The organism is Sedimenticola selenatireducens (assembly GCF_007625115.1).
GTDB classification, from domain to species: Bacteria; Pseudomonadota; Gammaproteobacteria; order Chromatiales; family Chromatiaceae; genus Sedimenticola; species Sedimenticola selenatireducens_A.
The window spans coordinates 25,796-52,632 of the sequence record NZ_VMNH01000029.1; the positions used below are offsets into that span (position 1 = coordinate 25,796).

20 protein-coding genes are annotated in these 26,837 nt (G+C 49.6%); 15 read left to right on the forward strand and 5 right to left on the reverse strand.

The window, feature by feature from the left end:
* The first annotated feature begins 3 nt into the window (after positions 1-3).
* The 3 genes from FHP88_RS17475 to FHP88_RS17485 all read left to right on the forward strand — a co-directional run bounded on the left by FHP88_RS17475 (position 4) and on the right by FHP88_RS17485 (position 3,963).
* Positions 4-1,725 (forward strand): potassium channel family protein, encoded by a 1,722-nt coding sequence (locus FHP88_RS17475; protein ID WP_144360391.1) that lies wholly within the window; start codon positions 4-6, stop codon positions 1,723-1,725.
* Between the two features lie 232 nt (positions 1,726-1,957).
* Positions 1,958-2,515, forward strand: a complete 558-nt coding sequence (locus FHP88_RS17480; protein ID WP_144360392.1) for a hemerythrin domain-containing protein — start codon at positions 1,958-1,960, stop codon at positions 2,513-2,515.
* Between the two features lie 176 nt (positions 2,516-2,691).
* Complete coding sequence (locus FHP88_RS17485) at positions 2,692-3,963, forward strand: NAD(P)/FAD-dependent oxidoreductase (RefSeq protein ID WP_144360393.1); 1,272 nt, start codon at positions 2,692-2,694, stop codon at positions 3,961-3,963.
* A gap of 148 nt (positions 3,964-4,111) precedes the next feature.
* Here FHP88_RS17485 and hemH read toward each other — a convergent pair whose 3' ends face one another.
* Positions 4,112-5,131 (reverse strand): ferrochelatase, encoded by a 1,020-nt coding sequence (hemH, locus tag FHP88_RS17490; protein WP_144360394.1) that lies wholly within the window; start codon positions 5,129-5,131, stop codon positions 4,112-4,114.
* A 175-nt stretch (positions 5,132-5,306) separates the two neighbouring features.
* Here hemH and xerD point away from each other — a divergent pair, with 175 nt between their 5' ends.
* The 5 genes from xerD to FHP88_RS17515 all read left to right on the forward strand — a co-directional run bounded on the left by xerD (position 5,307) and on the right by FHP88_RS17515 (position 9,220).
* On the forward strand, positions 5,307-6,209 hold the full coding sequence (gene xerD, locus FHP88_RS17495; protein ID WP_144360395.1) for a site-specific tyrosine recombinase XerD: 903 nt from the start codon (positions 5,307-5,309) through the stop codon (positions 6,207-6,209).
* A 71-nt stretch (positions 6,210-6,280) separates the two neighbouring features.
* Positions 6,281-6,763, forward strand: coding sequence for a YajQ family cyclic di-GMP-binding protein (locus FHP88_RS17500; RefSeq protein ID WP_144360396.1), 483 nt, complete (start codon positions 6,281-6,283; stop codon positions 6,761-6,763).
* A 3-nt stretch (positions 6,764-6,766) separates the two neighbouring features.
* Positions 6,767-7,525 (forward strand): DsbC family protein, encoded by a 759-nt coding sequence (locus FHP88_RS17505; protein WP_144360397.1) that lies wholly within the window; start codon positions 6,767-6,769, stop codon positions 7,523-7,525.
* A gap of 244 nt (positions 7,526-7,769) precedes the next feature.
* Positions 7,770-8,519 (forward strand): PP2C family protein-serine/threonine phosphatase, encoded by a 750-nt coding sequence (locus FHP88_RS17510; protein ID WP_144360398.1) that lies wholly within the window; start codon positions 7,770-7,772, stop codon positions 8,517-8,519.
* Positions 8,520-8,557: 38 nt separating this feature from the next.
* Positions 8,558-9,220, forward strand: coding sequence for an FHA domain-containing protein (locus FHP88_RS17515; RefSeq protein WP_186297778.1), 663 nt, complete (start codon positions 8,558-8,560; stop codon positions 9,218-9,220).
* A gap of 66 nt (positions 9,221-9,286) precedes the next feature.
* On the opposite strand, the gene mutS is transcribed toward FHP88_RS17515, so the two are convergent.
* Positions 9,287-11,866 (reverse strand): DNA mismatch repair protein MutS, encoded by a 2,580-nt coding sequence (mutS, locus tag FHP88_RS17520; protein WP_144360400.1) that lies wholly within the window; start codon positions 11,864-11,866, stop codon positions 9,287-9,289.
* A gap of 35 nt (positions 11,867-11,901) precedes the next feature.
* Positions 11,902-12,174, reverse strand: a complete 273-nt coding sequence (locus FHP88_RS17525; RefSeq protein WP_144360401.1) for a cupin domain-containing protein — start codon at positions 12,172-12,174, stop codon at positions 11,902-11,904.
* A 135-nt stretch (positions 12,175-12,309) separates the two neighbouring features.
* Here FHP88_RS17525 and pncC point away from each other — a divergent pair, with 135 nt between their 5' ends.
* Positions 12,310-12,792 carry a nicotinamide-nucleotide amidase gene (gene pncC / locus FHP88_RS17530; RefSeq protein WP_144360402.1) on the forward strand — a complete coding sequence of 161 codons (483 nt, stop codon included), beginning with the start codon at positions 12,310-12,312 and terminating at the stop codon, positions 12,790-12,792.
* A 26-nt stretch (positions 12,793-12,818) separates the two neighbouring features.
* Here the strand turns inward: pncC and FHP88_RS17535 are convergent, their stop codons facing one another.
* Positions 12,819-14,129 carry a DUF3422 family protein gene (locus FHP88_RS17535; protein WP_144360403.1) on the reverse strand — a complete coding sequence of 437 codons (1,311 nt, stop codon included), beginning with the start codon at positions 14,127-14,129 and terminating at the stop codon, positions 12,819-12,821.
* Positions 14,130-14,365: 236 nt separating this feature from the next.
* On the opposite strand from FHP88_RS17535, the gene recA reads away from it, so the two are divergent.
* From recA to FHP88_RS17550, 3 genes are all read left to right on the forward strand, one after another.
* Positions 14,366-15,400 carry a recombinase RecA gene (gene recA / locus FHP88_RS17540; protein WP_144360404.1) on the forward strand — a complete coding sequence of 345 codons (1,035 nt, stop codon included), beginning with the start codon at positions 14,366-14,368 and terminating at the stop codon, positions 15,398-15,400.
* A gap of 1 nt (position 15,401) precedes the next feature.
* Positions 15,402-15,851: a regulatory protein RecX gene (locus tag FHP88_RS17545; RefSeq protein WP_144360405.1), complete on the forward strand. Its 450-nt coding sequence runs from the start codon at positions 15,402-15,404 to the stop codon at positions 15,849-15,851.
* A 213-nt stretch (positions 15,852-16,064) separates the two neighbouring features.
* On the forward strand, positions 16,065-20,987 hold the full coding sequence (locus FHP88_RS17550) for an EAL and GGDEF domain-containing protein (RefSeq protein WP_144360406.1): 4,923 nt from the start codon (positions 16,065-16,067) through the stop codon (positions 20,985-20,987).
* Positions 20,988-21,087: 100 nt separating this feature from the next.
* Here the strand turns inward: FHP88_RS17550 and FHP88_RS17555 are convergent, their stop codons facing one another.
* Positions 21,088-21,606: an FKBP-type peptidyl-prolyl cis-trans isomerase gene (locus FHP88_RS17555; protein WP_144360407.1), complete on the reverse strand. Its 519-nt coding sequence runs from the start codon at positions 21,604-21,606 to the stop codon at positions 21,088-21,090.
* A 221-nt stretch (positions 21,607-21,827) separates the two neighbouring features.
* Between FHP88_RS17555 and alaS the strand changes: the two genes are divergently transcribed.
* The 3 genes from alaS to csrA all read left to right on the forward strand — a co-directional run bounded on the left by alaS (position 21,828) and on the right by csrA (position 26,250).
* Entirely contained in the window at positions 21,828-24,434 is a 2,607-nt protein-coding gene (alaS, locus tag FHP88_RS17560; protein WP_144360410.1) for an alanine--tRNA ligase, read from the forward strand.
* Positions 24,435-24,577: 143 nt separating this feature from the next.
* Entirely contained in the window at positions 24,578-25,810 is a 1,233-nt protein-coding gene (locus FHP88_RS17565; protein ID WP_144360408.1) for an aspartate kinase, read from the forward strand.
* Between the two features lie 248 nt (positions 25,811-26,058).
* Positions 26,059-26,250, forward strand: coding sequence for a carbon storage regulator CsrA (gene csrA, locus FHP88_RS17570; RefSeq protein WP_144360409.1), 192 nt, complete (start codon positions 26,059-26,061; stop codon positions 26,248-26,250).
* The last annotated feature ends 587 nt before the right edge of the window (positions 26,251-26,837 follow it).

The window sequence follows — 26,837 nt, forward strand, 5'->3', positions numbered from 1 at the left end:
ATTATGCATAGCATCTACTTTTTGATTTTTCGACGTATGCGTCAGCCCTTGCTGACGTTGGTGTTGACCTATGCGGTGGCTATTCTGGGATTGTCACTGATACCTGGCCAGGATAATGCGGGCAATATTTGGCACATGGACCTGTTCCATGCCTTCTATTTTGTCAGCTTTATGGCGACCACGATTGGTTTTGGTGAAATCCCATACCCGTTTACGGATGCGCAACGCCTTTGGGTCACCGTCTCGCTCTATGCTACGGTGGTGGTCTGGATCTACTCCATTGGTACCTTGCTGGCACTGATTCAAGACAAGACCTTTCAGCAAGCCATGACTGAGGGTAAGTTCACCAAGCGTGTGAAAAGGATGCGTGATGCCTTCTACCTGGTCTGTGGCTATGGCGAAACGGGAAGTGCATTGGTTCATGCCCTGACAGAGCGCGATCATTCGGTGGTGGTTATTGATATCAATCCGGATCGTGTCAATATCCTGCAACTTGAGAATCTGCGTCAGTATGTGCCAGCCCTGGAGGGTGATGCGTCACGACCAATCCATCTTTTAGAAGCCGGATTAAAACACCCCCTCTGTCATGGGGTGGTGGCGCTGACCAATGTCAATGAAGTGAATCTGAAGATTGCCATCACCAGTAAATTGCTTCATCCGGAAATTAAGGTGATCTGCCGTTCTGATTCCCATGATATCGAAGCGAATATGGCCTCTTTTGGCACCAACCACATCATCAACCCCTTCGATACCTTTGCCAACCATCTGGCTACAGCCCTGCAAGCGCCTGGACTCTATCTGTTGCATGCCTGGCTCACTGGTGAGCGTGGTTTTCCTCTTGAAGAGCCTATCTATCCCCCTGCCAGAGGCCGCTGGATTGTCTGCGGTTATGGCCGATTTGGTAGGGCGATTTGTCGCCGTCTGAAAGACGAAGGTATTGAGCCTGTAGTCATTGAGGCCATGCCGGATGTCACGGGGATGCCTTCGGGAGATTATGTTTTAGGGCGTGGAACGGAGGCTAAAACGCTGCTGGAGGCAGGAATAGAACAGGCTGTTGGCTTGGTCGCAGGAACGGATAATGATGCCAATAATCTCTCGATTATCATGACTGCCAGAGAGCTACGCCCTGATCTGTTTGTCATACTGCGCCAAAATCAAAAAGAAAATCAATCGATTATTGATGCGGTAAAGGCTGACATGGTGATGCACGCAAGCGCCATTATTGCCAACCGGATTCGGGTGCTACTGGGCACGCCATTGCTTTATCAGTTTACCAGTTTGGCACTGCATGAGAGTGATCAGTGGGCCTGCGAACTGGTGAGTCGAATCAGTGCAATGGTAACTACTGAGGGTCCCTCAATCTGGGAGATCTCCATGACCCACATCAATGCATTGGCTGTCTGTGGTGCCCTGGAGCAAGGTCGACAGGTTAAATTACAGCATCTGCTGGCAGATCCAAGGGAACGGGAGCGGTCACTGTCCTGCATCCCGCTGTTGCTGAAACGGGGTGATCACCGCATCATGTTGCCGAATGCTGATACGGTACTTAAATCGGGAGATCATCTGTTATTCTGTGGGAGGCACACCTCACGCGATGGTATGGAGTGGGGGCTGCAGAATATTCATGCGCTGAATTACATCCTGACGGGTGAGTCCGCGTCGGGGGGGTGGTTCTGGCGTTTATTGAAGCGCAGTGGAGTCGTCGCGACAGAGAGCAAGTCATAGCTCGATGATGGTACTGTTGGGTAGGTATGAGATGAATTTTTTTCTCTATCTTATGCGGTGTGGCCGGGCAAGATAGGTTAGGATGAGGCTTCGTCCCGGGTTGAAAATAATTAAAAAAGATCTGGGAGCGTGCTCTGTTGGGCGCGAGAAGGGAAGCGTATAAAATCAACTGGAGCGGCACTTCAGGCCGATACCAGAGAGCGTTTATCAGCTTGTTATACGGAGACATTCCATGCATTATCTACTGGAGAAGCTACACCGAGACCATCGAAATCTCGAGAAGATTCTTGATCTGCTAACATCTCAGCTAGACCATTTTTTGGCAGGACGGGAGTCTGATTTTGATCTAAAGATCGAACTGCTGGAGTATATGGAGGCGTATGCTGACCAGGGACATCATCCACTGGAAAATGTCATTTTTACCATCGCTAAGCCACTGGTTGGAGAGCGTGCAGAACTGATGGATCGGCTGATGACACAGCATCAGATGTTAGGGCAACTCACGCGCACTTTCCGCAACTCTTTAGAGAATATTTTTCAGGGCGGCGTCATGTCGCGGGATGAACTGGAAGTGCAGGGACGGGAGTTTATTGCGCTGCAGCGGCAGCATCTTTCGCTTGAGGAACAGGAAGCCTTTCCGATGCTGGATGAAATACTCCAGGAAAGTGATTGGGCGAAGATTATTGAGCAATCACCCAATCACGATGATCCTGTGTTCGATAAGCCGGATAAATTACGTTTTCAGACACTCTTTGAGTATCTTAGCAAAGCGGAGCATAACGGGGAGTAAGCAGGGAATCAGGAAGCCACTGACAGCGTCAAAAAGAACGTATTGTCAGCCCATCAGGAGTGATGGGAATTAACAAGTAACCACAGGTGCTTAGGGATTGAGCGTATTTGTAGAGTCGGCATCAGGCAGGTGGAGAGAGCGAGAAATAACTAAAATTCCTTTGGAGGGATAATCGCATGGCGCATATTGTTGTTTTAGGGGCTGGCACAGGTGGTATGCCTTGTGCCTACGAGCTGAAAGAGGCACTGGGTAAAGATCACCAGGTAACAGTTATCAATGAACGGGCAGAGTTTCAGTTTACCCCATCAAATCCCTGGGTGGCGGTTGGCTGGCGTGACCGTGCCAGTGTGACTTTTGATATAAAACCTCACCTGGAACGCAAGGGGATCAGTTTTATCGCCAAACGTTGCGAAAATATTGATGCCAAGAACAATACCCTCGAAGTCGAGGGTGGAGAAGTCATCAGCTATGACTATCTCGTTATTGCCACCGGTCCGAAGCTGTTTTTTGAAGAGGTTGAAGGCGCGGGTCCTGCCGTAGGGAACACCCAATCTATCTGTACCGTTGACCATGCGTTAACGGCTTATGATGCGTATCAAAAACTGATTGATGATCCAGGTCATGTGATCATAGGCGCCATGCCATTCGCCAGCTGTTTTGGGCCGGCCTATGAATTCGCTTTTATCATGGATTCTGATCTGCGCAAGCGTAAGATTCGGGACAAGATTCCTATGACCTATGTGACGTCTGAGCCCTATATTGGCCACTTGGGTCTGGGTGGCGTCGGTGATTCAAAGGGATTCCTCGAGTCGGACCTGCGTGCTCATCACATCAACTGGATCACCAATGCCAAAGTCATTAAGGTTGAGGCCGGTAAGATGCATGTAGAGCAGTATGATGACAGTGGTCATCTGCTAAAGACCCACGAGCTTGAGTTTAAGTACTCCATGATGCTACCCGCCTTTAAGGGTGTAGATGCGGTGGCCAATGTGGAAGGGCTCTGTAATCCACGTGGTTTTGTCTTTGTGGATAGTCATCAGAGAAACCCGACCTATCCCAATATCTATTCCGCAGGTGTGTGTATAGCCATTCCCCCGGTTGAGGCTACTGCGGTGCCAACGGGTGCCCCAAAAACCGGTTACATGATTGAGTCAATGGTGACCGCTATAGTGCACAATATTGCCGATGAGTTGGCAGGTCGAGAGCTCTCTACCAATGCTACCTGGAATGCAATCTGTCTGGCCGATATGGGTGATACAGGTGCAGCGTTTGTAGCACTTCCTCAGATCCCACCACGTAACGTGGCCTGGTTTAAGAAGGGTAAATGGGTACACATGGCCAAGATTGCCTTTGAGAAGTACTTTATCCGTAAGATGAAAAAAGGTACCTCTGAGCCAATCTATGAGAAATATATCCTCAAGATGTTGGGTATCGGTAAATTGAAATAGGCAGAAATTGTTTGATTAAAAGAGCCCGGTCATTACCGGGCTTTTTTAATGGAGGAATCGTAAGTTCACGCTTCGCGACGGGATTCTTTTAGTACCGATTCCACGTGTTGACAGCATAGTTATCCTGCTGACGCTTGTGTGGGATGATTCAGTCTGGTTGCCAAAGGTGCAATTTAACCAGTTTGGTCAGCGCATCAATATGTTCATTACTGCTATTCAATGCCGGAATATAGTTGTACTCCTTGCCGCCGGCTTCTAGAAAATAGTCTCTATTCTCTTCGCCAATCTCCTCAATAGTCTCCAGGCAGTCTGCCGGAAAACCGGGGCATGCCACATCCACTCGCTTGATACCCTCGACACCCCACTGCCTTAGTGTTTCATCGGTATAGGGTTTCAACCAAACCTGATTGCCAACACGCGATTGAAAGCTGATGCCCCATTGTTCATCTGCAAGTCCCAATGTCTGGGCGATGAGTCTGGCGGTCGTGTTGCATTCACGTCCATAGGGATCGCCCTTGTCTTCATAGCTCTGTGGAATCCCATGAAAGGATAGCAGGAGTCGGTCCGGTTGCCCTTTCTCCCGCCAGTAAGCGCTAATACTGCGTGCCATAGCGGCTATGTAAGCCGGGTCATCATGATAGTGGTTGATGAAACGTAACTCGGGTAACCAGCGCCACTCTTGGAGAACACGACTGATCTCATCAAATGTTGATGCGACGGTGGTGGCGGAGTATTGAGGATAGAGGGGCAGTACGAGTACACGACGAGCATTTCTGCGTCGCAATGTCTCGAGGCCTTCCGCTATGGAGGGCTGACCGTAACGCATGGCCGTAACTACAGTGATGGGTGTGCCAATCTCCGTCTGGAGTGATAGCTCAAGTTTCTCAGCAATGTGTTTGGTGTGATACAGCAGGGGGGAGCCTTGCGCCGTCCATATTTTTCGATAGGCCTTGGCAGAGCGAGGAGGGCGTATCCGAAGAATAACGCCATGCAGTATCAGCCACCAGAGTAAGCGTGGGGTCTCGATAACACGGGGATCGCTTAGGAATTGCTTCAGATAACGCCTGACATCACCTGTTGATGTGGAGTCGGGAGTGCCGAGATTGGTTAACAGTATCCCGGTACAGGCCGGTTTGGTATTGTCTGGTTCAGGTCCGGAAAATTGCATCAGTCGCTTCAAGTTGCCTCTGTTAATCCTGTGTATGATCCATCATTAGCGGTACATGGTGCAACGGTGAAGTTGAGGCGAGCCCTGAGTGATTGCTGATGGTCACGAGAAACTGTAGTTCCGTGTATGATGCTCTACCAAGGTTTGATCTGTGGCAGAATAGGATTTGAGAGAGATGACGGTCGCAGTTGATAGCGCTTCGATTGAGCGTTTTGCCGATGCCCTCTGGATGGAGCGTGGGCTCAGCAAGAATACCTTGATGGCTTACCAGTCTGACCTGAACAAGTTGGCCGTCTGGCTTCAATCTGCGCATCAAAAAGAGCTCCTTTCAGCGAGACGGGAGGATCTGCTTGAGTACCTGGCGGTGATGTCTAAGGCTGGAAAAAAGGCGCGATCCAGTGCCAGGATGCTCTCCTGTGTCCGGCAGTTTTATCAGCATGCACTGCGCGAAGGCTGGGTGAAACAGGATCCATCTGCACTCATTGATGCCCCTAAACTGGGACGTCCCCTGCCCAAATCGCTTACCGAGCAGGAGGTTGAATCACTGCTGGAGGCGCCGGATATTGATGATGCGGAGGGATTCCGGGATCGTGCGATGCTGGAAGTGCTTTATGCCACAGGGCTACGGGTGTCTGAGTTGGTGGGATTGAAATTTAACCAAGTAAGTCTTAATCAGGGGTTGGTCAGAGTCATCGGCAAGGGTGGCAAAGAACGTCTGGTTCCGTTGGGTGATGAGGCGGTGGATTGGCTTACCCGGTTCTTAAAATCTGCGCGCTTCGACTTATTGGGGCAGCGGGTCTGTGAAGCGCTGTTTCCCACACGGCGTGGTTCAGGTATGACCAGACAGGCCTTTTGGTATCGCATCAAGAAACATGCGGCGACTGCAGGTATCAGCAAACACCTCTCCCCCCATACATTGCGCCATGCTTTTGCTACCCACCTGCTCAATCATGGAGCCGATTTACGCGTGGTGCAGATGCTGTTGGGGCATAGTGACCTCTCTACAACCCAGATCTATACACATGTTGCCCGTGAACGCCTGAAGAGTCTGCATCAGCAGCACCATCCCAGGGCCTGATTTGAGCACTACTTTATCACCTGAATATGGTAGCCTTTGTCGGCTAATCAGGATTAGAGAGGAGTGACTCAGTGCCTTCATTTGACATCGTATCTGAAGTGGATATTCAAGAAGTTCGCAACGCCGTTGATCAGGCGAAGCGCGAGGTGTCTACACGGTTTGATTTCAAAGGGACTAAATGTTCCTTTGAGCAGAATGATGCTGAAATTACCTTGAAAGGTGAACAGGAGTTCCAGCTCAATCAGATGATGGATATCCTTCGTCAGAAGCTGGTCAAGCGTAAGGTGGATTTGGCCTGTATGGATATCAAGGATCCTGAATCAAGTCTGAATGCGGCCATTCAGAAAGTCGTGATCCGGCAGGGAATTGAATCAGACACCGCCAGAAAGATGGTGAAGATGGTCAAAGGGGCCAAGCTTAAAGTTCAGGCCCAGATTCAAGGTGATCAGGTGCGAGTTACGGGTAAAAATCGTGATGATCTTCAGCAAGTCATCGCCCTGTTTAAGAATGCTGACTTTGATCTTCCGCTGCAATACATAAACTTCAGGGATTAATTTGTGTTTGAAAGGTGTCGGGTATTCCAGTTAATAATATTCATAAGCCTGATCGGCATCTTTCCGGTGACGGTTACAGGGCAGGCAGGGAAACTCGATGTTGAGCATCTGCGGCAGAGCCTCACTCTGTTGCTGCCTGGCGTGACCCCCGAGAGCATTTCACCAACCCCTATCCCCAATATATTCGAAGTCGTTATTGAGTCGCGGTTGGTCTATGTTACGGGTGATGGGCGATATCTGTTCGAAGGTGAGATCGTTGATCTTGAGAGACAGGCAAACCTCACCTCGCCTCGTCTGAAAGAGGTGACCTTGCTAGCCATTGAACAGGTGGGTGAGGAGAACATGCTGATCTTTGAACCGGCCGAGAAGACCAAGCATACCTTAACGGTATTCACCGATATTGACAGTGCCTATAGTCGTAAGCTTCAGCAAAATATTGCTGAATATACTCACAGGGGTATACGCATTCGCTATCTCTTTTTCCCGCGTGCAGGCGTGAATAGCCCATCTTATGCGAAGGCGGTGACCGTATGGTGTTCGGATAATCGACACAAGGCGATAACGCGGGCCATGTCAGGTGAGTCGTTGGAGTCTATATCTTGTCCCAATCCAGTGGATGATCATCTCCAGTTGGGTAGCCGACTTGGGGTTTCTGGAGCGCCTGTTTTGGTGTTGGAAAATGGTGAAATGTTGCCCGGCTATGTGGATGCAGAAAAGCTGTATGAGATATTGAGCAAGATGAAGACCCTGCAAAAACAGTAACCCCTCTCTGATGTACCCTAGAATTTCTATTCTGAAGTTAACAAAGTGTGGATTAGGTACACACTTTTCATGACTAAATTCACATGCATTTCCTGAAATGTGCAGTCGTTTACAGATTAATCATGCTGACTGCCTGAAGATTCAAGTCTTGCGCGTAAGCTGCCGATACCACTGTCATGGATAGACAGTGTCACGCCAAGAGGATGATCTTGGTTATTATGGCTTGGATCAAGATTAAAATGATATGAATGTAATGCCCATTAATGCTGTTGCCTACTCCGATAAAGGGCGGGTAAGAGAGATCAATGAGGATAACGTGGCAGTGCTTGAAGAGCACGGTCTGGTGATTTTGGCCGATGGTATGGGTGGTTACAATGCGGGTGAGGTGGCCAGTCAACTGGCTGTGGAAAGTATCACCGCAAGCTTACTTCCGCACTATACTGAGAGTGAGCTGATCCCATCAGATCAGATGATTTCTGCAGCTGTTAATGCAGCCAATGAAGCGATCCTCTCCATGATGATGGCTACCCCTGAGTATGACGGCATGGCGACTACCGCTGTTATGGGGCTGTTTCATGGCGATAAGATCTATTATGGGCACGTGGGTGATTCTCGCCTTTATCGATTGCGGAATGGAAGGCTGGAACAGTTAACCAAAGATCATTCGATGGTACAGGCCCTTGTGGACGAGGGAATGTTCGTCTCTATTCAGGAGGCGCTGGATGCCGGTGTTAAAGGCAATATCCTGATTCGTGGGCTGGGTATCAATGAGGTGGTTGAGGTGGATGTTGGTGCCAGCGAAATAGCCTCGGGAGATATCTATCTTTTCTGTTCTGATGGTTTGAGTAACATGGTATCTGATCAGGTGATGCAGAAAATTTTTATCGAATCGAAAGGCGAAATAGGACTTGCTGCCAAACAGTTGCTGGATAAGGCGCTGGATAATGGCGGCCTAGACAACGTAACGTTGGCAGTGGTGTGCCCTCAATTATGATTTCATTGCAACCTGTTGACAGAGGACCGGGAGTGACGATGGAAAAGCTGGTTATTAATAAAGAGAGTGTCTTGGTTGATGAGATCGCTGTCGATAAGCAGATCGTTAGCATTGGACGGGACGCCGATTCTGACGTTCAACTTAATGATCCCTCGGTCAGTCGTAATCATGCAAGCATCCGGCGTATCTACACGGATCTTTATATTGAAGATCTGGGTAGCACCAATGGTACACAACTGAATGGCCGGTCCATTACCAAGCACGTTCTCAAAGCGGGGGATCGTTTGGTTATTGGAACTTATCATATTGATGTGGTGGCAGAGGTTGAAGAGGAAGAGGACGATCTGGATAAGACGGTTGTTATTCAGCCTGCAGCGGTTGCGGCGGCTCGTAAAAAGCATGCCAAAACTGCCCGTAAATTGCTTCCGAAAAGTGCCACTCTGAGATTTTTCAGAGGACCCAACAAAGGCAATATGGAACGCATTGACCGCTCCCTCTTTACCATTGGAAAACCGGGAGAAAATGTGGCAGTCATCGCGCGGCGCCCTCAGGGGTTTTATCTTTTACATATCGGCGGTTCCAGTTTTCCTCGAATCAATAACAAAGAGATTGATTCCAAGGGGGGTGTCCAACTGCAGGAGGGAGATGTCCTCGAAGTAGGTGACTTCATGGCCGAGATATCTTTTGCCCAAGAGGCATAATTCCCAAAAACCATAAAAAAGCCCAGCCAGTAGGCTGGGCTTTTTTATGGTTAGCACCACAGTGATTCATGGTGATGCTTTAAAAAGTGACTTCAATCGATAGAGTTCATCCAATGCCTGGCGCGGTGTCAGTTCATCCGGGTTGATTTCTGCGAGTGCTTCCAGTGCTGGAGAAAGCGCAACGGGTTCAGCTTCTGCGGTAAACAGAGAGAGCTGAGTGGTACTCTGATCTGAATGTCTCTGTGCGGAGAGTTCTAACTCTCGTAAGCGTTGTGCGGCACGCTTGATGATGTTGGGCGGTACGCCTGCCAGGGCAGCAACCTGAAGTCCATAGCTCTGATTGGCGGGGCCTTCACGGACGGCATGTAGAAAGACAATCGACTCGCCATGCTCCACGGCGTCGAGGTGTACATTGGCGATGCCGGGGTACTCTTCAGGCAGCGTGGTCAGTTCAAAATAGTGTGTGGCAAACAGTGTAAAGGCGCGGATATGAGTGGCCAGCTCTACGCCACAGGACCAGGCCAGGGAGAGACCATCAAAGGTGCTGGTACCCCGACCAATCTCGTCCATCAGCACCAGGCTGTTTTCCGTGGCATTGTGCAGGATGTTGGCTGTCTCCTCCATCTCAACCATGAAGGTTGAGCGTCCTCCGGCGAGGTCGTCTGAAGCCCCTATGCGGGAGAAGATCCGATCAATAGGTCCAATACGGACTGATTTTGCAGGGACAAAACAGCCTGCATAGGCGAGGAGCACGATCAAGGCAGTTTGACGCATAAAGGTCGATTTACCGCCCATATTGGGGCCAGTAATGATCAATATCCGCCGGTTCTCTTCAAACTGAACGCTGTTTGCGACAAAGGGTTTGTCACTCACCCGTTCGACGACCGGATGTCGGCCATCCTCAATCTGAATGCCGGGTGTAGTATCCAGGTTGGGCTGATTGAGTCGTAAACTCTCTGATCGTTCGGCAAAATTGCTGATGACATCCAACGCTGCCAAAGCGTTGGCACAGTTTTGCAGGGGCGCAATGACCGACAAAAGCGTTTCGAGCAACGTCTCGTAGAGCCACTTTTCCCGGGTCAGTGAACGTTCTTTGGCGGAAAGCACCTGATCTTCGAATTTTTTTAATTCTGGCGTAATAAAGCGTTCACTGCCTTTTAGCGTTTGCCGGCGCACATAGTCATCGGGAACCTGATCTGATTTACTGCGGCTGATCTCTATATAGTAGCCATGTACCCGGTTGTAACTGACTTTAAGCTGGGGAATGCCCGTACGTTCTTTTTCTCGCGTCTCCAAGTCCAGCAAGAATTGATCGGCGTTTTCTGAGAGCGCCCTTAACTCATCCAATTCATCGTCATAACCTGTTGCCAGGACCCCTCCGTCGCGGATCAGCATGGGGGGGTGCTCGATGATCGCCTTTTTCAGCAGTTTTACGGTGTCGGGATGGGTTCCGCTCTCTGTCGCAAGTTGCTGTAAGAGCGGTGCATCCAGATCAGCCAGTTGCGCTTGAAGTTCAGGTAGCTGATCGAGAGAGTCACGCAATGTTGCCAAGTCGCGGGGCCGGGCACTCTTCAACGCTATCCGTGCGAGAATCCGCTCAATATCACCGATACCTTTTAGGCTCTCCTGTATTGCAGGAAACGCCTGTTGTTGCAGTAGCTGGTTGATCGCGTCATGACGCGCTCGAACCTGATTCACTGCACGCAAGGGGCGATTGATCCAGCGTCGCAGCAGTCGACTCCCCATGGGTGTTGCGGTGCGATCGAGAATACCTGCCAGGGTATGTTGGGGCTGTCCTGAGAGGCTGTTGTCCAGCTCCAGGTTACGGCGGGTGGCAGCATCAATGATGATGGCATCTTCCCGACGTTCCACCGAAAGTCCGCGGATGTGTGGCAGAGCGCTCTGCTGAGTGTCGTTAACATATTGCAGCAGACAGCCTGCCGCGATAATGGCGATGGGAAGATCGGCACAGCCAAACCCCCCTAGATCACGGGTACCAAATTGCTTGGTCAGCAGGCGTTCTGCGCTCTCATGGTCAAAGTGCCATGCGGGACGGCGCGTGGTGCCGCCAGCGGGTATGACGCCCTCTGGAAGGGTGTAATCCTCCATCAGCAGAAGTTCTGCTGGACGTAGGCGCTCCAGTTCCCCCGCCAATGCTTCGCAACCGATGAGTTGCTGAACGACAAAACGCCCACTGCTGAGATCAAGCGTCGCCAGACCCAGAGTCTGATTGTGTTCATAAAGGGCGGCTAGCAGATTATCCCGACGCTCTTCAAGCAGGGCATCATCCGTGACGGTTCCTGGGGTAACGACACGCTGTACCTTGCGCTCAACCGGCCCTTTGCTGGTGGCAGGATCGCCAACCTGCTCACAGATGGCGATTGATTCACCCTGTTTTACCAGCTTGGCGAGATAGCCTTCGGCGGCGTGGTAAGGAATGCCCGCCATCGGAATAGGTTGCCCGGCAGATTGCCCCCGCTTGGTCAGCGTTATGTTCAACAGTTGTGATGCGCGTTCGGCATCACTGAAGAAAAGCTCATAAAAATCCCCCATGCGATAGAACACCAGCATGTCAGGATAGTCGGCTTTGATGCGCAAATACTGCTGCATCATAGGTGTATGAGAAGGGGGTGTATTGTTGCTCATCAGTGTGTAGTTGGGTGCTGAGAGTTATTCGGTATCTATTCGAAGTTATAGTGCTTTTCTACAGCTTTGAGCACTTTCCAACTACAGGTCAGACCTGCCGGGAAAGTAACCAGATCGCCCCTGCCAAATGTCTGGGGTTCTCCGCCATCGGGTGTGACAATGACCTGTCCACGTAAAAAATAGCAGACTTCAGTGCGGTCATAATGCCAGGGGAATTCGGAGATCTCTTTCTCCCAAATCGGCCACTCAAATACGCCGAGAATTTCAAGTTTTGCTGGTGATGCTTTGTGTTCGCAGAGGATTTCCATTGCAACCTTCAGACTAGATGATACAGGGCTGCACAGTGTAGCCGAAAAGACCCGGCTGGTCAGGTTCCAAGTTGGGGTTTTGCTGGGCAGGGCTTTGGGCTTGCACATGACAGAATGAAACCAGATACTGTTGGGATGAGTGAATCACCCGAAAAAATAGCGCAGCAGATTGCGGATGGACTACTGGAGGCTGGGTTAATGCTGGCTACAGCAGAGTCCTGCACGGGTGGCTGGGTTGCAAAGGTTTTGACCGATATTGCTGGAAGCAGTGAGTGGTTTGATCGCGGTTTTGTGACCTATAGTAATACCGCCAAGCAGGAAATGTTGGGTGTGAGAGAGCAGACGCTGTCCGAACAGGGGGCGGTGAGTGAAGCAGTTGTTAAAGAGATGGTGGTCGGTGCCTTGGCAAGTAGTGGTGCTTCACTGGCGCTCTCGGTCAGTGGCATTGCCGGGCCAGGTGGTGGGAGCCTTGAAAAGCCGGTTGGCACGGTCTGGTTTGCTTGGCAGCGAACAGGTGGGCCCGTTCAAGCCGCGTGTCATCACTTTTCCGGTGACCGTGATAGCGTGCGTCGGCAGGCGGTAATCGTGGCATTGAAAGGGGTGTTGGCGCTGCTTTAATGCGATCTTGCCCTTCTTTTTTAATGTTAGCTCGCTTCTTCCTTTCCATGGCCAGCAAGCCGTTTCAATCGCCGCACAGCAAAAAATACGACGGTGATTATGATGGGTATGGCGATGCCGGTGCCCAGCTCAACATTTACACCGACACCGGCTGATTTGAGTGCCTTTAATCCATAGCCGGTTAGTCCCAGCAGATAGTAACTCAGGACCACTACAGAGAGTCCTTCAACAGTCTCCTGCATCCTCAGTTGCAGATGGGCGCGCCGATCCATTGATTTGAGCAGATCTTTTGTCTGGCCTTCCATGCTTACATCAACCCGAGTTCGTAAAAGATTGGAAGCACGGGTGATTCGCTTAGCTAATGTTTGTATGCGTTGATTGACAGATTGGCACGTGTGCATGGCGGGGGCCAGTCGGCGCTCCATAAACTCATGTAGCATCTGAACGCCTTGAATCCGTTCCTCCCGTAGATCATCCAGTCGCTGATGGATGATGTCGTAGTAAGCAGCTGCGGCGCTGAAGCGATAGCTGGTGCTGGATGAGATCTGCTCGAGTTCAGCCGCCAATCCAGTCAACGCTTCCAGCGCCTGATGCTCGTCTTGCAGATTATCGATGTCGACGATCTTGCCGGTCAGGTTGTTTAGAGCTTGATCTAATCGGGTAAGGGTCTGCCCGTATCGTTGGGCCAGGGGAAACGCTAGTAATGCCAGTATCCGGTACTGTTCCACTTCACAGAGTCGTTGGATTAACCGTCCTGCCTGACGGCTGCGCAGGGTGTTGTCTTGCACCAGGAAACGGCTGAATCCATCCGCGTGAATATGGAAATCTGTCCAAACTTCGGCGGCTCCACCAGCTACCTGCGATCCGGTAACGGTATTGCTGGCGAAATGGGTGGCCAGCTCTTCAATGTCACTTTTTGGGTAATCGCGCGGAATGAGGGCCACATGGATAGCCGCGAGCAGCTCACCGGGTAGATCTTTCAGCCACTCTTTTGGAATCAATTCAATGGCCGTACTTTGAAAGGGCTGCTTGAAGGGTGCGGCATGAAAAAACGTATAGGTGGAGAATTCAGTGTGGCGTTCCCATTTAAGTCGGAATATTCCCATGTCTGCACTGTAATGTCTGGCAGATGCAGTAGGGGGCGCGACATCAAATCGTTCACACAAGGCGCTGATCATCGTTCTTTCACTGGATAACAGCGACTCGTCGGATAAAATCGCCAAGTGGCTGGCCTGAACAGGTGCAGTCAGCAGCTCGTAGGGGCGGGCATGGACTTCATTGGCCAGCTGAGTGCGCAGCGGGTGATGGGGAATGCCTACAGTTGCGTCTGGTAACATACGCTCAATGCCTTGTGATGCCGGTTATGGAAAATGAAGATCCCATTGTACCTGTATTGATTGAGTAAATCGGCCAGTGGAGCGGGTTGATTCTATACCAAAGACCAGATTCGAAAAAAATAACAAATATTGGCAAACTGACTCATGACTTGAGCTTCAGTCTATGCAATAATGGAGAACATCAAGAGAACATTTCGGCTAGCAGGGAGCTGCCGATCTTCAACCGGGGGAACACTATGGACGATAATCGCAAAAAAGCTTTGGGTGCTGCACTGAGCCAGATTGAGAAACAGTTTGGAAAGGGTGCCGTTATGCGGATGGGTGACGGTACGGCTATACGGAATATTGAAGCCATATCAACAGGTTCACTGAATCTGGATATTGCGCTAGGGATAGGGGGTGTTCCTAAAGGACGTGTGATAGAGATCTATGGCCCTGAATCATCAGGCAAGACTACGCTCTCGCTGCATATCGTGGCTGAATCCCAGAAAAAAGGGGGGACAGCAGCATTTGTCGATGCCGAGCATGCACTGGATCCGCAGTACGCTGAAAAACTGGGCGTCAATGTCGATGAGCTGCTCGTCTCCCAGCCTGATACCGGCGAGCAAGCGTTGGAAATCACCGATATGTTGGTGCGTTCTGGTGCCGTGGATGTTGTCGTAGTGGACTCGGTAGCGGCACTTACGCCTAAGGCGGAGATCGAAGGTGATATGGGAGATACCCATGTAGGTCTGCAAGCACGTCTCATGTCCCAGGCGCTACGTAAACTGACGGCTAACATTAAACGCTCTAATTGTATCGTGATCTTCATTAATCAAATACGCATGAAGATTGGCGTCATGTTTGGCTCACCAGAGACCACAACAGGTGGCAATGCACTCAAATTCTATGCCTCGGTGCGGTTGGATATCCGCCGGACAGGTGCGATCAAGAAGGGTGATGAGGTTGTGGGTAATGAGACCAAGGTGAAGGTGGTCAAGAACAAAGTCGCCCCGCCTTTTAAACAGGTTAATTTTGAGATTCTCTATGGGGAAGGCATCTCACGTGAAGGGGAGCTTATTGATCTCGGCGTACAGTATGGCTTGGTTGATAAATCGGGCGCCTGGTACAGCTACAACGGTGATCGGATTGGTCAGGGCAAAGATAATGTGCGGAATTTTCTAAAGGAGAATCCCGATATCGCACAGCATCTCGAAGATCAGATTAGAAATCAGGCTTTCCCAAAGGTAGATGTTGCAGCCGATACTTCAGAGGTCGAGATAGAGGCCTAGCGTGTCAGAGTCGGCTGAGTTGGAGCAGGCGGCTATCCGCCTGCTTACAAACAGAGAGCATAGTCGCGCCGAACTGCGTAGAAAGTTACAGGCCAGAACGGAAGATAGGGTTTTGCTTGGTCAAGTGTTGGATTCACTTGAGTCGAGTGGTTATCTGAGTGATGAGCGTTTTGCCGAGCAGTATGTCAGCTATCGAAGGAAGAAAGGCTTCGGTCCTGTACGCATTCGTATTGAGTTGCAAGAACGTGGTATCTCCCCTGATCTTGTTAATCGCTATGCGGATCCAAGTGATGAACAGTGGTTTGAATGGCTCGGCGAATGTTGTCGCCGTAAGTTTGGTGATTCTCTTCCAGATAATTTCAAAGCCCAAGTAAAATGTGCTCGCTTTTTAGAATACCGTGGCTTCCCTTCTGAGCTTATTCGCAGTTATCTTTGGGGAAATGATCTATAAGTTTTCTAGGGCGTTATTGACGGATTTACGTGCCATAGTTTATCTCGGGGTAGTAAGATCGTACTCAAGCGGCCAATCACTGGTATGTTTTGCCCGATCCCCTCAATTTTCCGCATAATTTATTCAAACTTCCAACGCTTATAACTATACTCATTCTATCAGCGAGTGATCATTATCACTTGATGAAACCCTGTTAAGAATGAGGAAAATGGCTTGCGCTTACCTTCACTGTCACTCGAACAGTATAAAGAAATCATAGAAACTACATTGGATGGTGTTTGGCTGCTGGATATTGAGGGGCACACTCAGTTTGTTAATCAGAGTGTAGCTTCCATGCTCGGGTACAGTCAGCAGGATATGCTCGGAAGACCTCTGGGTGAATTTATTGAGATCTCTGCACGCGGCCAAGCACTGGTTTGTCTTGCTCGCAGCAAGGCAGGACATAAAGAAGAGCGCGAGTTTTGTTTTATTCGTAAGGATGGAACGTCGTTATGGGCGCTGTTTATTTCCGCACCACTGTTTGAGCAGGGTGTTCTTACGGGTACTGTTAATCTCGTTATTGATTTCACAGAACGCAAGATGCTTGAGCAGGCAGCTCAGGCCAGTGAAGCACTCTATCGTAGAATCTTCAAATCTGCTGGTGTTGGTATCCTGGAACAGGATGTGTCTGCGCTGCTTCGATGGTTTGATACACTTGATCAGAAGGCAATACAAGAACCAGAGCGTTTCTTCGACAGTAATCCACAGCTTCTTTCGGTCGCTGCATCCAAAATCATTGTCACCCGGGCCAACCCTGCAGCGATTGAGTTGTTTCATGCGGAAAATGAAGCTCAATTGTTAGGGCCCATTCATCGGCTTTTTCCAGAAAGCAGCTATACATCGTTCAAAAAAGCACTTGTTGGATTCATGCTCGGCTCCCGAAAGATTGAAGTCGAGATTTTACTACACAGTTTTACCCGACAGTTTATCCAGGCGTTAATCAAGATACAGGTGCCAGAGGATAAATCTGAACCCCTTCTTTCAAACGTGATTGATATAACTACTCGTGTTGAGCTGGAAGGCGCTCTTCGGCAAAGCGAAGAAAGATTTCGGGATTTTGCCGAGACGGCGGCCGACTGGTTCTGGGAGATGGATCATGACTTACGTTTTGTCTATCTTTCTGGTCGCGTTGAGGAGGTGCTGGGAGTTCCACCCTTGGAATTGATCGGTAAAACGCGTAAGGAGGCACACAATACTCAGTCGTATATTGATGATGGGTGGCGACAACATTTGCTGCGAATGGAGGCGCATGAACCGGAACTCTCAGTAGAAGTGAATTGGACGAGACCCGATGGGGACTCCCGCATTATTCGCCTCAACGGAAAAGCGCGATTTGGCCCCGCTGGTGAGTTTCTCGGTTATCGTGGTGTGGGGACAGATTTAACGGGTGTTAAGGAATTAGAACATGCCCAATTGAAAGATGCGGCATTTCGTAATGCGGTCATCGAAAAGGCGGCTGAAGGTCTGTGTGTTTGTTATCCAGTGGAAGATTTCCCGTACCTTCACTTTACGCTCTGGAATGATCGAATGAGTGAGATAACAGGATACACTCGCGAACAAATTAATCAGAAGGGTTGGTATCAATCGCTCTACCCTGACCCTGAACAACAGGCTCGAGCCATTGAGCGCATGGGTAGAATGCGCCAGGGAGATGACCTGCGGGGAGAAGAGTGGTCAATCACGCGTGCGGATGGTGAATCCTGTGTAATCAGTATTTCCACTTCAGTTATACCGTCGCAAGATAAAGCGCCACAAGTATTGGCTCTGATTCAAGATGTCACGACTAAGCGAAAACAGCATGATGCTATTCTTGAGATTGCTAAGGGTATCTCATCAGAGAGTGGCGTGGGTTTCTTTAGCACACTATTGCAAACGCTGACCCCGGCGCTAGGTGGTTTTTATTCATTTTTGGGGATGCATGATGCTGATAGCAAAAACCGAGTGCATTCCTTAGCGGTCTATAACCCGGAGGGGAGTGAAGAAAGCTTTAGCTATTCGCTTGAAGGAGGGCCTTGTGCCGAGCTTCTTCAGGGTGAGTATTGTATCTATCCAGAGCATGCCTGTGATCTTTTTCCTAACGATACCACTTTAGTGAAGTATTCTGCAGAGGGTTATGCTGGGGCGCCATTGGCAGATTCACATGGTGAGCAACAGGGACTCCTGGTTGTGCTCTTTAAGCACCCAATTGAGAATCCACAATATGTAGAGTCAATTCTACGTATCTTTGCAACACGTATATCCTCAGAACTTGAGCGTAATCAAACGGAACAGAGGCTTCTTGAAGAACGGAAGCGTTTTCAGGATTTTGCTGAGGTGGCATCAGATTGGTTTTGGGAGATGGATGCCGATTTACGTTTCAGCTATTTCTCTGATCGACTTGAAGAGGCCATTGGCGTTCCGGCTGATATGTTTATTGGAAAATCTCGTAAGGACTTGCTGGTTGAAGGGTACGATAAAAGTATGTGGGATGAACATCTTGCTCAGCTAGAAGCGCATCTTCCCTTCAGCGATTTTCAGTACAGTATTAAACGTCCAGATGCGCAGAAAATATACGTCAGAGTAAGTGGAATTCCCCTGTTTGATTCGACAGGAAAATTCAAAGGATACCGTGGGATTGGTTATAACCTGACCTCTGAAGTGGAGGCGCGGCAGGCCGAACGGCGTCTGCAGAACCGGTTGCATGATGCGATTGAGAGTGTCCCCGGCGGTGTCATTCTTTTTGATAATAATGATCAAATGATTCTCTGCAACAGTGCTTATCGTAAGGCTGTAAAAGAAATCGGTTCAATGCTCAAGCCCGGTTTGTCTTTCCGGCAACTGAATCATGCCCTGGCAACAGTCGGACTGGTGGATCTGGAAGGCGTGTCCGTTGATGACTGGGTAGAAAAACGTGTGCGTATGCATAAGGAAAGAAAGCCATTTATCTTAAAGGTCAAGAATGATCGCTGGATTGAAGTGATGGAGTTTCCGACGCAGGAGAAAGGTACATTAGTCATTCGAATGGATATCACTGATCGAATGAGAGCGCAGAAGGCACTCAAGGCAAGTGAGAGTCGGTATCGAACGCTCATTGAACAAGCAGCCGATGGACTGATTGTTACAGATAAACAAGGTGTGATCACCGATTGTAATCGATCACTTCAGGTTATGTTGGGGTATACGGTGGATGCTTTGTTGAGTCACCGTGTTGATGAGTTCATTGATTCTGCTGACTGCGAGAGCTATGAAAAGCAACGTAGCGAGGTACATCGAAAAGGCTCGTTAATTATACAGCGCAAAATGATCCGCCGTGATGGTTCGGTTCTCCCCGTTGAAGTGAGTGCTCGCGCATTACCTGATGGAGGGATTCAGGCGCTTGTAAGAGACATATCTGAGCGGTTGTTTTCGGAAGAACGCTTACGGCTTTCGGCAACAGTATTTGAGAGTACACGAGAAGGTGTGTTGATCACTGATGTGAATGGAAAGATTACTGCTGTAAATACAGCCTTCACTGATATTACCGGATACACCGAAGCGGAAGTCTTTGGGAGAGATCCAAGTATGTTTAAATCTGGAAAACATACGGATGCGTTTTATAGCGAAATGTGGGCCGCCATTGATAGTGCTGGTTATTGGCGGGGTGAAATTTGGAATCGCCGGAAGAATGGCGAAATTTATCCAGAATGGGAGACTATTAGTACGGTAAGGGATGAACGTGGCAGGTTGACTAACTATGTGGCAGTCTTTTCTGATATCAGTGATATCAAAGAATCAGAAAGCCAACTTGAATATCTGGCTCACCATGATCCATTAACTGAGCTTCCCAATCGTCTACTTTTTACCGCCCGGCTTGATCATGCGCTTGAGCGAGCAAAGCGGGATGGTACTTGCCTGGCCGTGTTGTTTATTGACCTGGATCTTTTTAAAAATATCAATGATAGTCTGGGGCATCCTATTGGTGATGCACTGCTTCAAAAAGTAGCCTCTCGACTGAAGGGGCAATTACGTGATGAGGACACCGTTGCTCGTCTGGGAGGGGATGAATTTACGGTGCTACTTGAGCAACTCACTAATCAAGAGCGTGCGGGTAATATAGCTGCCAAGTTAGCGCTAAGCCTAAATGATCCATTCATTATCGAAGAACATAATCTGCATATTGCTGCCAGCATTGGAATCAGTATCTATCCGAATGATGGCGATACAGCGGCTACACTGCTCCGCAACGCAGATGCGGCGATGTATCAGGCGAAAGCCCAAGGACGTGACGGCTATCAATATTATACGGAAGAGATGACTTCATCTGCAGTGAAACGAGTATTGCTGGAGAATAGTCTTCGCCAAGCCATTGTCCTGGATCAATTTGTGGTCTATTTTCAACCAAAGATTTCACTGGTGGATGGCAAGCTCATTGGCTCGGAGGCATTGGTGCGCTGGCTGCATCCTGATATGGGGTTAGTGCCCCCAGATAACTTTATCCCCTTGGCAGAAGACACCGGGCTTATCGTCCCCATTGGGTCATGGGTATTAAACACGGCTTGCAGACAAATCAAACAGTGGCGTGAGAAAGGACTTGAAACCGGGACGGTAGCGGTCAATCTTTCAGGGCAGCAGTTGCAACGTGGAAATTTAGTGGAGACGGTAAAGCAGGCGCTGAAGGATTCAGGACTGGCTGCCTCTTTATTAGAGTTGGAGATTACTGAGAGCTTCCTTATGGATCAGGCCGACAAAGCCATAGGGGTGTTGAGTGAACTGCGTGCGCTTGGTGTTACATTATCTATTGATGATTTTGGTACCGGTTACTCTTCGCTTTCCTACTTAAAGCAACTGCCCATTAATAATCTGAAGATTGATAAGTCATTCGTCAGGGATATTCCGCAAGACCCGAATGACGAGGCGATCGCACGCGCTATTATTTCTCTGGCAGGAAATCTACAGTTGGATGTTATCGCGGAGGGCATCGAGACTGAGGAGCAGTTGGCTTTTTTACGTCGGGAAGGGTGTGAGCTGGGACAGGGTTACCTCTTCAGCCCGCCTATCCCGGCAAAGGATTTTGAGGTCTATATGCAACGGAAAATGGAAGCGTTTATAACTACAGGCTCAGCGAAGTCTGTTAGGTGACAATGGTTTCGGAGTAGCCGCAAGCAAATAGGGGGGGGCTAGGTGGCGATTGACACAGGCCACTCGATTGTAAATGGCCTGTGTGCTATTGATCGACGAGTTATTTAAGTTCTACCGCCATACTCTTCTTATGTTCTTTCTCGTAGATCTCATCCATATTCTGAACCTGACCTGTCAGCAATTCTTCCTCAATCGCATCTCGTACTTCGACAATAATGACATCCATGTTAATAGTGACGCCGGCCAGAGGCGGATTGGCGTCGACTACGACACTGTCGTCGTCCACCTTGACAATGGTGACCAGGATATCGATGTCATCTCTGCGGGTTTTGAATTGACTGCCGACAACAATTTCGCCTTCAACTCTGAATTTATCACGTGGGATTATTTTGATCAGTCGCTCATCGGTCGCACCATAGGCTTGCTCCGGTGGAAGGGTAATCTGCACTCTTTCGCCGATCGACCTGTTTTCGAGGGCCTCCTCCAGCGCTGGGAATATGCCCCCTTTACCCTGGATGAATGAGATTGTGTCGCCATTATCCGATGTATCCAGCAGATTCCCGAGTGGGTCTGTCATGGTGTATTCAATGGTGACTACTTTATCCTGACTGATTTGCATGTGCTTGCCTTGGTGACTCGTTATAGAAAGGCCATAATACGGTGGAACGCGGTGTTGTCCAAGTTGAAGCGGCATTCGGGAATTGTTTTCGCGTATAAAAAGCGCGTCATACGGCGGACTTTAATTGTCCTGACAGAACGATTTCCGTAGAATTGCAGGTGACAACACCGAAGCTTCTGCCTAATATCCACCATTTCTTTAATCTGAATAGCCTAGCCTGTATGAAGACCAGCGCCGAATTACGCACCGCATTTCTGAATTTCTTTAAAGAGAATGGCCATCAGGAGGTTGCCAGTAGCTCACTGGTGCCCCATGACGACCCAACTCTGCTGTTCACTAACGCTGGCATGGTCCAGTTCAAGGATACTTTTCTGGGAAGGGAGAAGCGCGACTATGTTCGGGCGACCACCTCACAGCGCTGTGTCCGGGCTGGTGGTAAGCACAATGACCTGGAGAATGTAGGCTATACCGCACGCCATCACACCTTCTTTGAGATGCTGGGCAATTTCAGCTTTGGTGACTATTTCAAACGTGAAGCGATTCAATATGCCTGGGATTTTCTGACGAAAGAGTTGGGTTTGCCGGAAGAGAAGCTTTGGGTGACAGTGTTTGAAGAGGATCAGGAAGCAGAGGATATCTGGCTCAAGGAGATGAAGATTGATCCTGATCGCTTCTCGCGCTGCGGGGCCAAAGATAATTTCTGGTCTATGGGTGATACTGGTCCCTGCGGTCCCTGTTCCGAGATCTTCTATGATCACGGTCCTGAAATCTGGGGTGGGCCTCCGGGATCACCAGAAGAGGATGGTGATCGCTATATCGAGATCTGGAATCTGGTGTTCATGCAATTCAACCGGGATCAATCCGGTGAGATGACACCGCTACCCCGCCCTTCAGTCGATACCGGCATGGGGTTGGAACGACTCGCGGCCGTGCTTCAACACGTCCACAGCAACTACGAAATCGATCTGTTTCAGAATCTGATCAAGGCCGCTTCAGAGATCACGGGTTGTGCAAATCTTGAAGAGAAATCCCTTCGGGTCATTGCTGATCATATTCGTTCCTGCGCCTTTTTGATTGTTGATGGCGTGCTACCTTCAAATGAAGGACGTGGTTATGTGTTGCGGCGAATCATTCGTCGGGCTATTCGTCACGGCTACATGCTGGGTAAAAAAGATCCTTTCTTCCATAAACTGGTAGCACCACTCAGTCAGGAGATGGGGAGTGCCTATCCTGAACTGCCTGCGATGGCCGATCAGGTAACCCGAGTACTGCGGCTGGAAGAGGAGCGTTTTGCCGAAACTCTTGAGCAGGGTATGAAGATACTGGATTACACAATCGGAACCCTTGAAGGCAAACAGATCCCTGGTGATACGGTTTTCAAACTTTATGATACATATGGATTTCCTACTGATTTGACGGCGGATATTGCTCGCGAACGTGAGCTGACACTGGATATGGAAGGGTACGAGCGTGCGATGGAGGCACAGCGGGAGCTTGCTCGGGCAGCCAGTCAGTTTGGAAATGTCCAGCAGGTTGAAATAAACCTCGATGGCGCAACTGAATTCACAGGTTATGACAAGCTAGAGAGCAAAGCGACCGTGATTGCGCTATTCCAAGAGGGTAAGTCTGTCGAGACGCTGGGTGACGGTGAAGAGGGTCTTGTGATTCTTGATCGGACGCCGTTCTATGCGGAGTCCGGTGGTCAGGTCGGTGATGTGGGTGAGCTGGCTTCCGGTGAAACCCGCTTTATTGTGATGGATACTCAGAAACAAGGCGGTGATGTCTTCATCCACCGGGGAAAATATAAAGGTGATTCTCTCCGTATCGGCAGTGAGGTTATCGCACAGGTCGATGAACATAAACGTGAAGCTACCGCGCTCAATCACTCCGCCACACATCTGATGCACGCCGCCCTTCAGCGTGTGTTGGGTGATCATGTTCAGCAGAAGGGTTCTCTGGTAAACCCGGAGCGTCTGCGTTTTGACTTCTCGCACTTTGAGCCTGTCAGTCGTGAACAGCTGAAAGAGATTGAGCGCATGGTCAATGAACAGATTCGGGAAAACCACATGGTTCAGACCCGTATTATGTCTCTGGAAGACGCTAAAGCAAGCGGTGCGATGGCACTGTTCGGTGAAAAATACGGCGATAATGTCCGGGTTTTGCGCATGGGAGATTTCTCCACGGAACTGTGTGGCGGTACGCACGTAAAAGCAGTTGGCGATATCGGCTTGTTCAAAATCACGTCGGAAACGGGAATTGCATCAGGTGTTCGCCGTATTGAAGCGGTCACTGGTGCCGCGGCGCTTCAATGGGTTGAAGAAGATGAAAATCGGCTGCAACGCGTGGCTGACCTGGTTAAATCCGGCCGTGATGACGTGGCTGAAAAGGTCGCCCAGCTGGTTGATCGCAGTCGTCGATTAGAAAAAGAGCTGGAGCAGTTGAAAGGCAAGCTCGCGAGTGCGGCGGGGAGTGACCTGGCCAGTAATGCCGTTGAAGTAGCGGGTATCAAGGTCTTGGCAGCAAAACTTGATGGCGTGGATCCAAAATCTCTGCGTGACACAATGGATCAGCTCAAGAACAAGTTAGGCAGTGCGGTCATCCTTCTTGCGGCTGTCAGTGGTGATAAAGTGAGTCTGGTCGCGGGCGTTACGAAAGATCAGATTCCTGCTTTGAAAGCGGGCGATCTGGTTAAATTTGTTGCTGAACAGGTGGGTGGCAAGGGGGGCGGTCGACCCGACATGGCCCAGGCTGGCGGTAATGATCCTTCAGCCCTTCCTGCGGCGTTGGCATCTGTAGAGGGATGGGTCAAGGAATCCCTTGGCGCGTAATCTCAATCACAAGCTAGAAATACGGTGTGGTTTGTTATGAAATCATGGAAACCGCCTGTTTTTTGTTGTTTAATTAGCGCCCTTTGGATGCCTAGCCAGACGGCTGGGTGAAGCGCATAACTGGAAAGCGAGTAGCAGAATCAATGGCCTTGATCGTACAGAAATACGGTGGCACATCTGTCGGAACTATCGAACGGATTCAGGCTGTGGCCGAAAAGGTTGCAGCGGTGCGGAATCGTGGCGACCAGGTGGTCGTCGTTGTGTCCGCTATGTCTGGAGAGACCAACCGACTGATTTCCTTGGCAAAAGCGATAGAAGAGCACCCCTCTAATCGTGAGATGGATGTGCTTGTTTCTACGGGCGAGCAGGTAACGATTGCGTTGCTCTCCATGGCATTACATAAAATTGGCTGCCCCGCTAAGTCATATACAGGTGGTCAGGTACATATTCTGACTGACAGTGCTTACAGCAAGGCACGCATTCAGGATATCGACGACATTAAAGTCAGGTCCGACCTGGAGTCAGGTTGCGTTGTCGTCGTTGCTGGGTTTCAGGGTATCGATGAGCAAGGCAGCATCACTACGCTGGGTCGTGGTGGTTCTGATACTACGGCTGTTGCGCTTGCCGCAGCACTGAAGGCGGATGAGTGTCAGATCTTCACTGATGTGGATGGTGTTTACACCACTGATCCTCGAGTTGAGCCCAAAGCCCGACGCATGAGCAAGATTTCGTTTGAAGAGATGCTGGAAATGGCCAGCCTCGGATCTAAGGTTCTACAGATTCGAGCGGTGGAATTTGCCGGTAAATATAATGTACCCCTACGCGTACTCTCGAGTTTTGAAGAGGGCGAGGGAACCTTGATCACCTTTGAGGACAAGGGTATGGAAGACGCAAAAATTTCAGGTATCGCATTTAACCGTGATGAAGCCAAACTGACCATCCTGGGTGTGCCGGATCAGCCGGGTGTTGCCTACCAGATTTTGGGGCCGATCTCGGCAGCCAATATCGAAGTAGACATGATTATCCAGAATATTGGTCAGGATGAGACGACCGACTTTACCTTTACCGTACATCGAAATGATTATGACAAGGCTGTATCCATATTAAATGATGTGGCAACGAGCCTGGGTGCACGTGAAGTGATCGGTGATAACGCGATTGTAAAGATCTCCCTGGTGGGCGTTGGCATGCGTTCGCATGCAGGTATCGCGAGCTCCATGTTCCAGGCGCTCTCAAAAGAGGGGATCAATATCCGCATGATCTCAACCTCAGAGATTAAAATATCTGTTGTCGTTGATGAAAAGTACCTGGAGCTGGGTGTCCGAGCTCTACATGAGGCCTTTGACCTTGCAGCAGAACCAGTAAAGATAGGCTAAAGTTTACTTATACGGAGCGAGTTGTTCCGTCTATCAGTTTGGTAATGCCTTAGGAGTCTGCAGTATAGTCTTTATATTCCCTTTATTTCTCAAAGGGTTAACTGATAGAATTCCACCGCTCTTTCACCACATCTCCTGTGGGGTAAGTGCTTGGTTGGCGGCATTTTGATTACTGACGTGACGATGGAGATCGTCAAAGCGGAAGTAATTTGGATGTCACAGTGGAAATATAACAGGGAGATAGGACGATGTTAATTTTGACACGCCGTGTAGGTGAGACCCTGATGATCGGTGACGAAGTGACTGTAACGGTGCTAGGCGTCAAAGGTAATCAGGTACGAATTGGTGTTAATGCCCCACGTGATGTAACAGTGCATCGTGAAGAAATTTACGAACGCATCAAACGTGAGCAGACAGACCAGGAAATAGCAGACGAATAGATCTTTCTGCTATAGCGGGGCCGTCCAGGCCCCGTGATATCACGCTTCTATTCAATCGGGTGACCTTGTCGTCAGGTGTAAATTATTGTTTAAAATAGGGTGCATCAGTTACCCGATTTTAAGTGAATTCTTAGAAGCAATACGAAAAAAAATGGGTTAGAATACGGCCTCTTTTTGGTACAGGTGTTCTGTCCAGAACAAAGGAGGGGGGTGCAAAGCACTGAATAACGCGTGCCCCTCTATGATCCGTGAGGATCATTAAAGCGTGTAGAAAGATTAGGAGAGCTGGCCGAGTGGCTGACAAGATCGTAAGCGATCTTGAACGTCCGAAGGACGGCCCCAAAGGGGTGAGGTGCAAAGCACCGAATAACGCGTGCCCCTGCATGATCCGTAAGGATCATTAAAACGCGGGAACAAATTAGGAGAGCTGGCCGAGTGGCTGACAAGATCGTAAGCGATCTTGAACGTCCGAAGGACGGCCCCAAAGGGGTGAGGTGCGAAGCACCGAATAACGCGTGCCCCTGCATGATCCGTAAGGATCATTAAAACGCGGGAACAAATTAGGAGAGCTGGCCGAGTGGCTGACA

What these genes read in the sequence shown, in the direction of transcription:
- FHP88_RS17535 (WP_144360403.1), bottom strand. Translation starts at nt 14,129, where the DNA reads ATGTTACCAGACGCAACTGTAGGCATTCCCCATCACCCGCTGCGCACT.
- FHP88_RS17515 (WP_186297778.1), top strand. Translation starts at nt 8,558, where the DNA reads ATGGAAAAGCTGGTTATTAATAAAGAGAGTGTCTTGGTTGATGAGATC.
- FHP88_RS17555 (WP_144360407.1), bottom strand. Translation starts at nt 21,606, where the DNA reads ATGCAAATCAGTCAGGATAAAGTAGTCACCATTGAATACACCATGACA.
- csrA (WP_144360409.1), top strand. Translation starts at nt 26,059, where the DNA reads ATGTTAATTTTGACACGCCGTGTAGGTGAGACCCTGATGATCGGTGAC.
- FHP88_RS17480 (WP_144360392.1), top strand. Translation starts at nt 1,958, where the DNA reads ATGCATTATCTACTGGAGAAGCTACACCGAGACCATCGAAATCTCGAG.
- FHP88_RS17525 (WP_144360401.1), bottom strand. Translation starts at nt 12,174, where the DNA reads ATGGAAATCCTCTGCGAACACAAAGCATCACCAGCAAAACTTGAAATT.
- recA (WP_144360404.1), top strand. Translation starts at nt 14,366, where the DNA reads ATGGACGATAATCGCAAAAAAGCTTTGGGTGCTGCACTGAGCCAGATT.
- FHP88_RS17565 (WP_144360408.1), top strand. Translation starts at nt 24,578, where the DNA reads ATGGCCTTGATCGTACAGAAATACGGTGGCACATCTGTCGGAACTATC.
- pncC (WP_144360402.1), top strand. Translation starts at nt 12,310, where the DNA reads ATGAGTGAATCACCCGAAAAAATAGCGCAGCAGATTGCGGATGGACTA.
- FHP88_RS17475 (WP_144360391.1), top strand. Translation starts at nt 4, where the DNA reads ATGCATAGCATCTACTTTTTGATTTTTCGACGTATGCGTCAGCCCTTG.
- mutS (WP_144360400.1), bottom strand. Translation starts at nt 11,866, where the DNA reads ATGAGCAACAATACACCCCCTTCTCATACACCTATGATGCAGCAGTAT.
- xerD (WP_144360395.1), top strand. Translation starts at nt 5,307, where the DNA reads ATGACGGTCGCAGTTGATAGCGCTTCGATTGAGCGTTTTGCCGATGCC.
- FHP88_RS17485 (WP_144360393.1), top strand. Translation starts at nt 2,692, where the DNA reads ATGGCGCATATTGTTGTTTTAGGGGCTGGCACAGGTGGTATGCCTTGT.
- alaS (WP_144360410.1), top strand. Translation starts at nt 21,828, where the DNA reads ATGAAGACCAGCGCCGAATTACGCACCGCATTTCTGAATTTCTTTAAA.
- hemH (WP_144360394.1), bottom strand. Translation starts at nt 5,131, where the DNA reads ATGCAATTTTCCGGACCTGAACCAGACAATACCAAACCGGCCTGTACC.
- FHP88_RS17510 (WP_144360398.1), top strand. Translation starts at nt 7,770, where the DNA reads ATGAATGTAATGCCCATTAATGCTGTTGCCTACTCCGATAAAGGGCGG.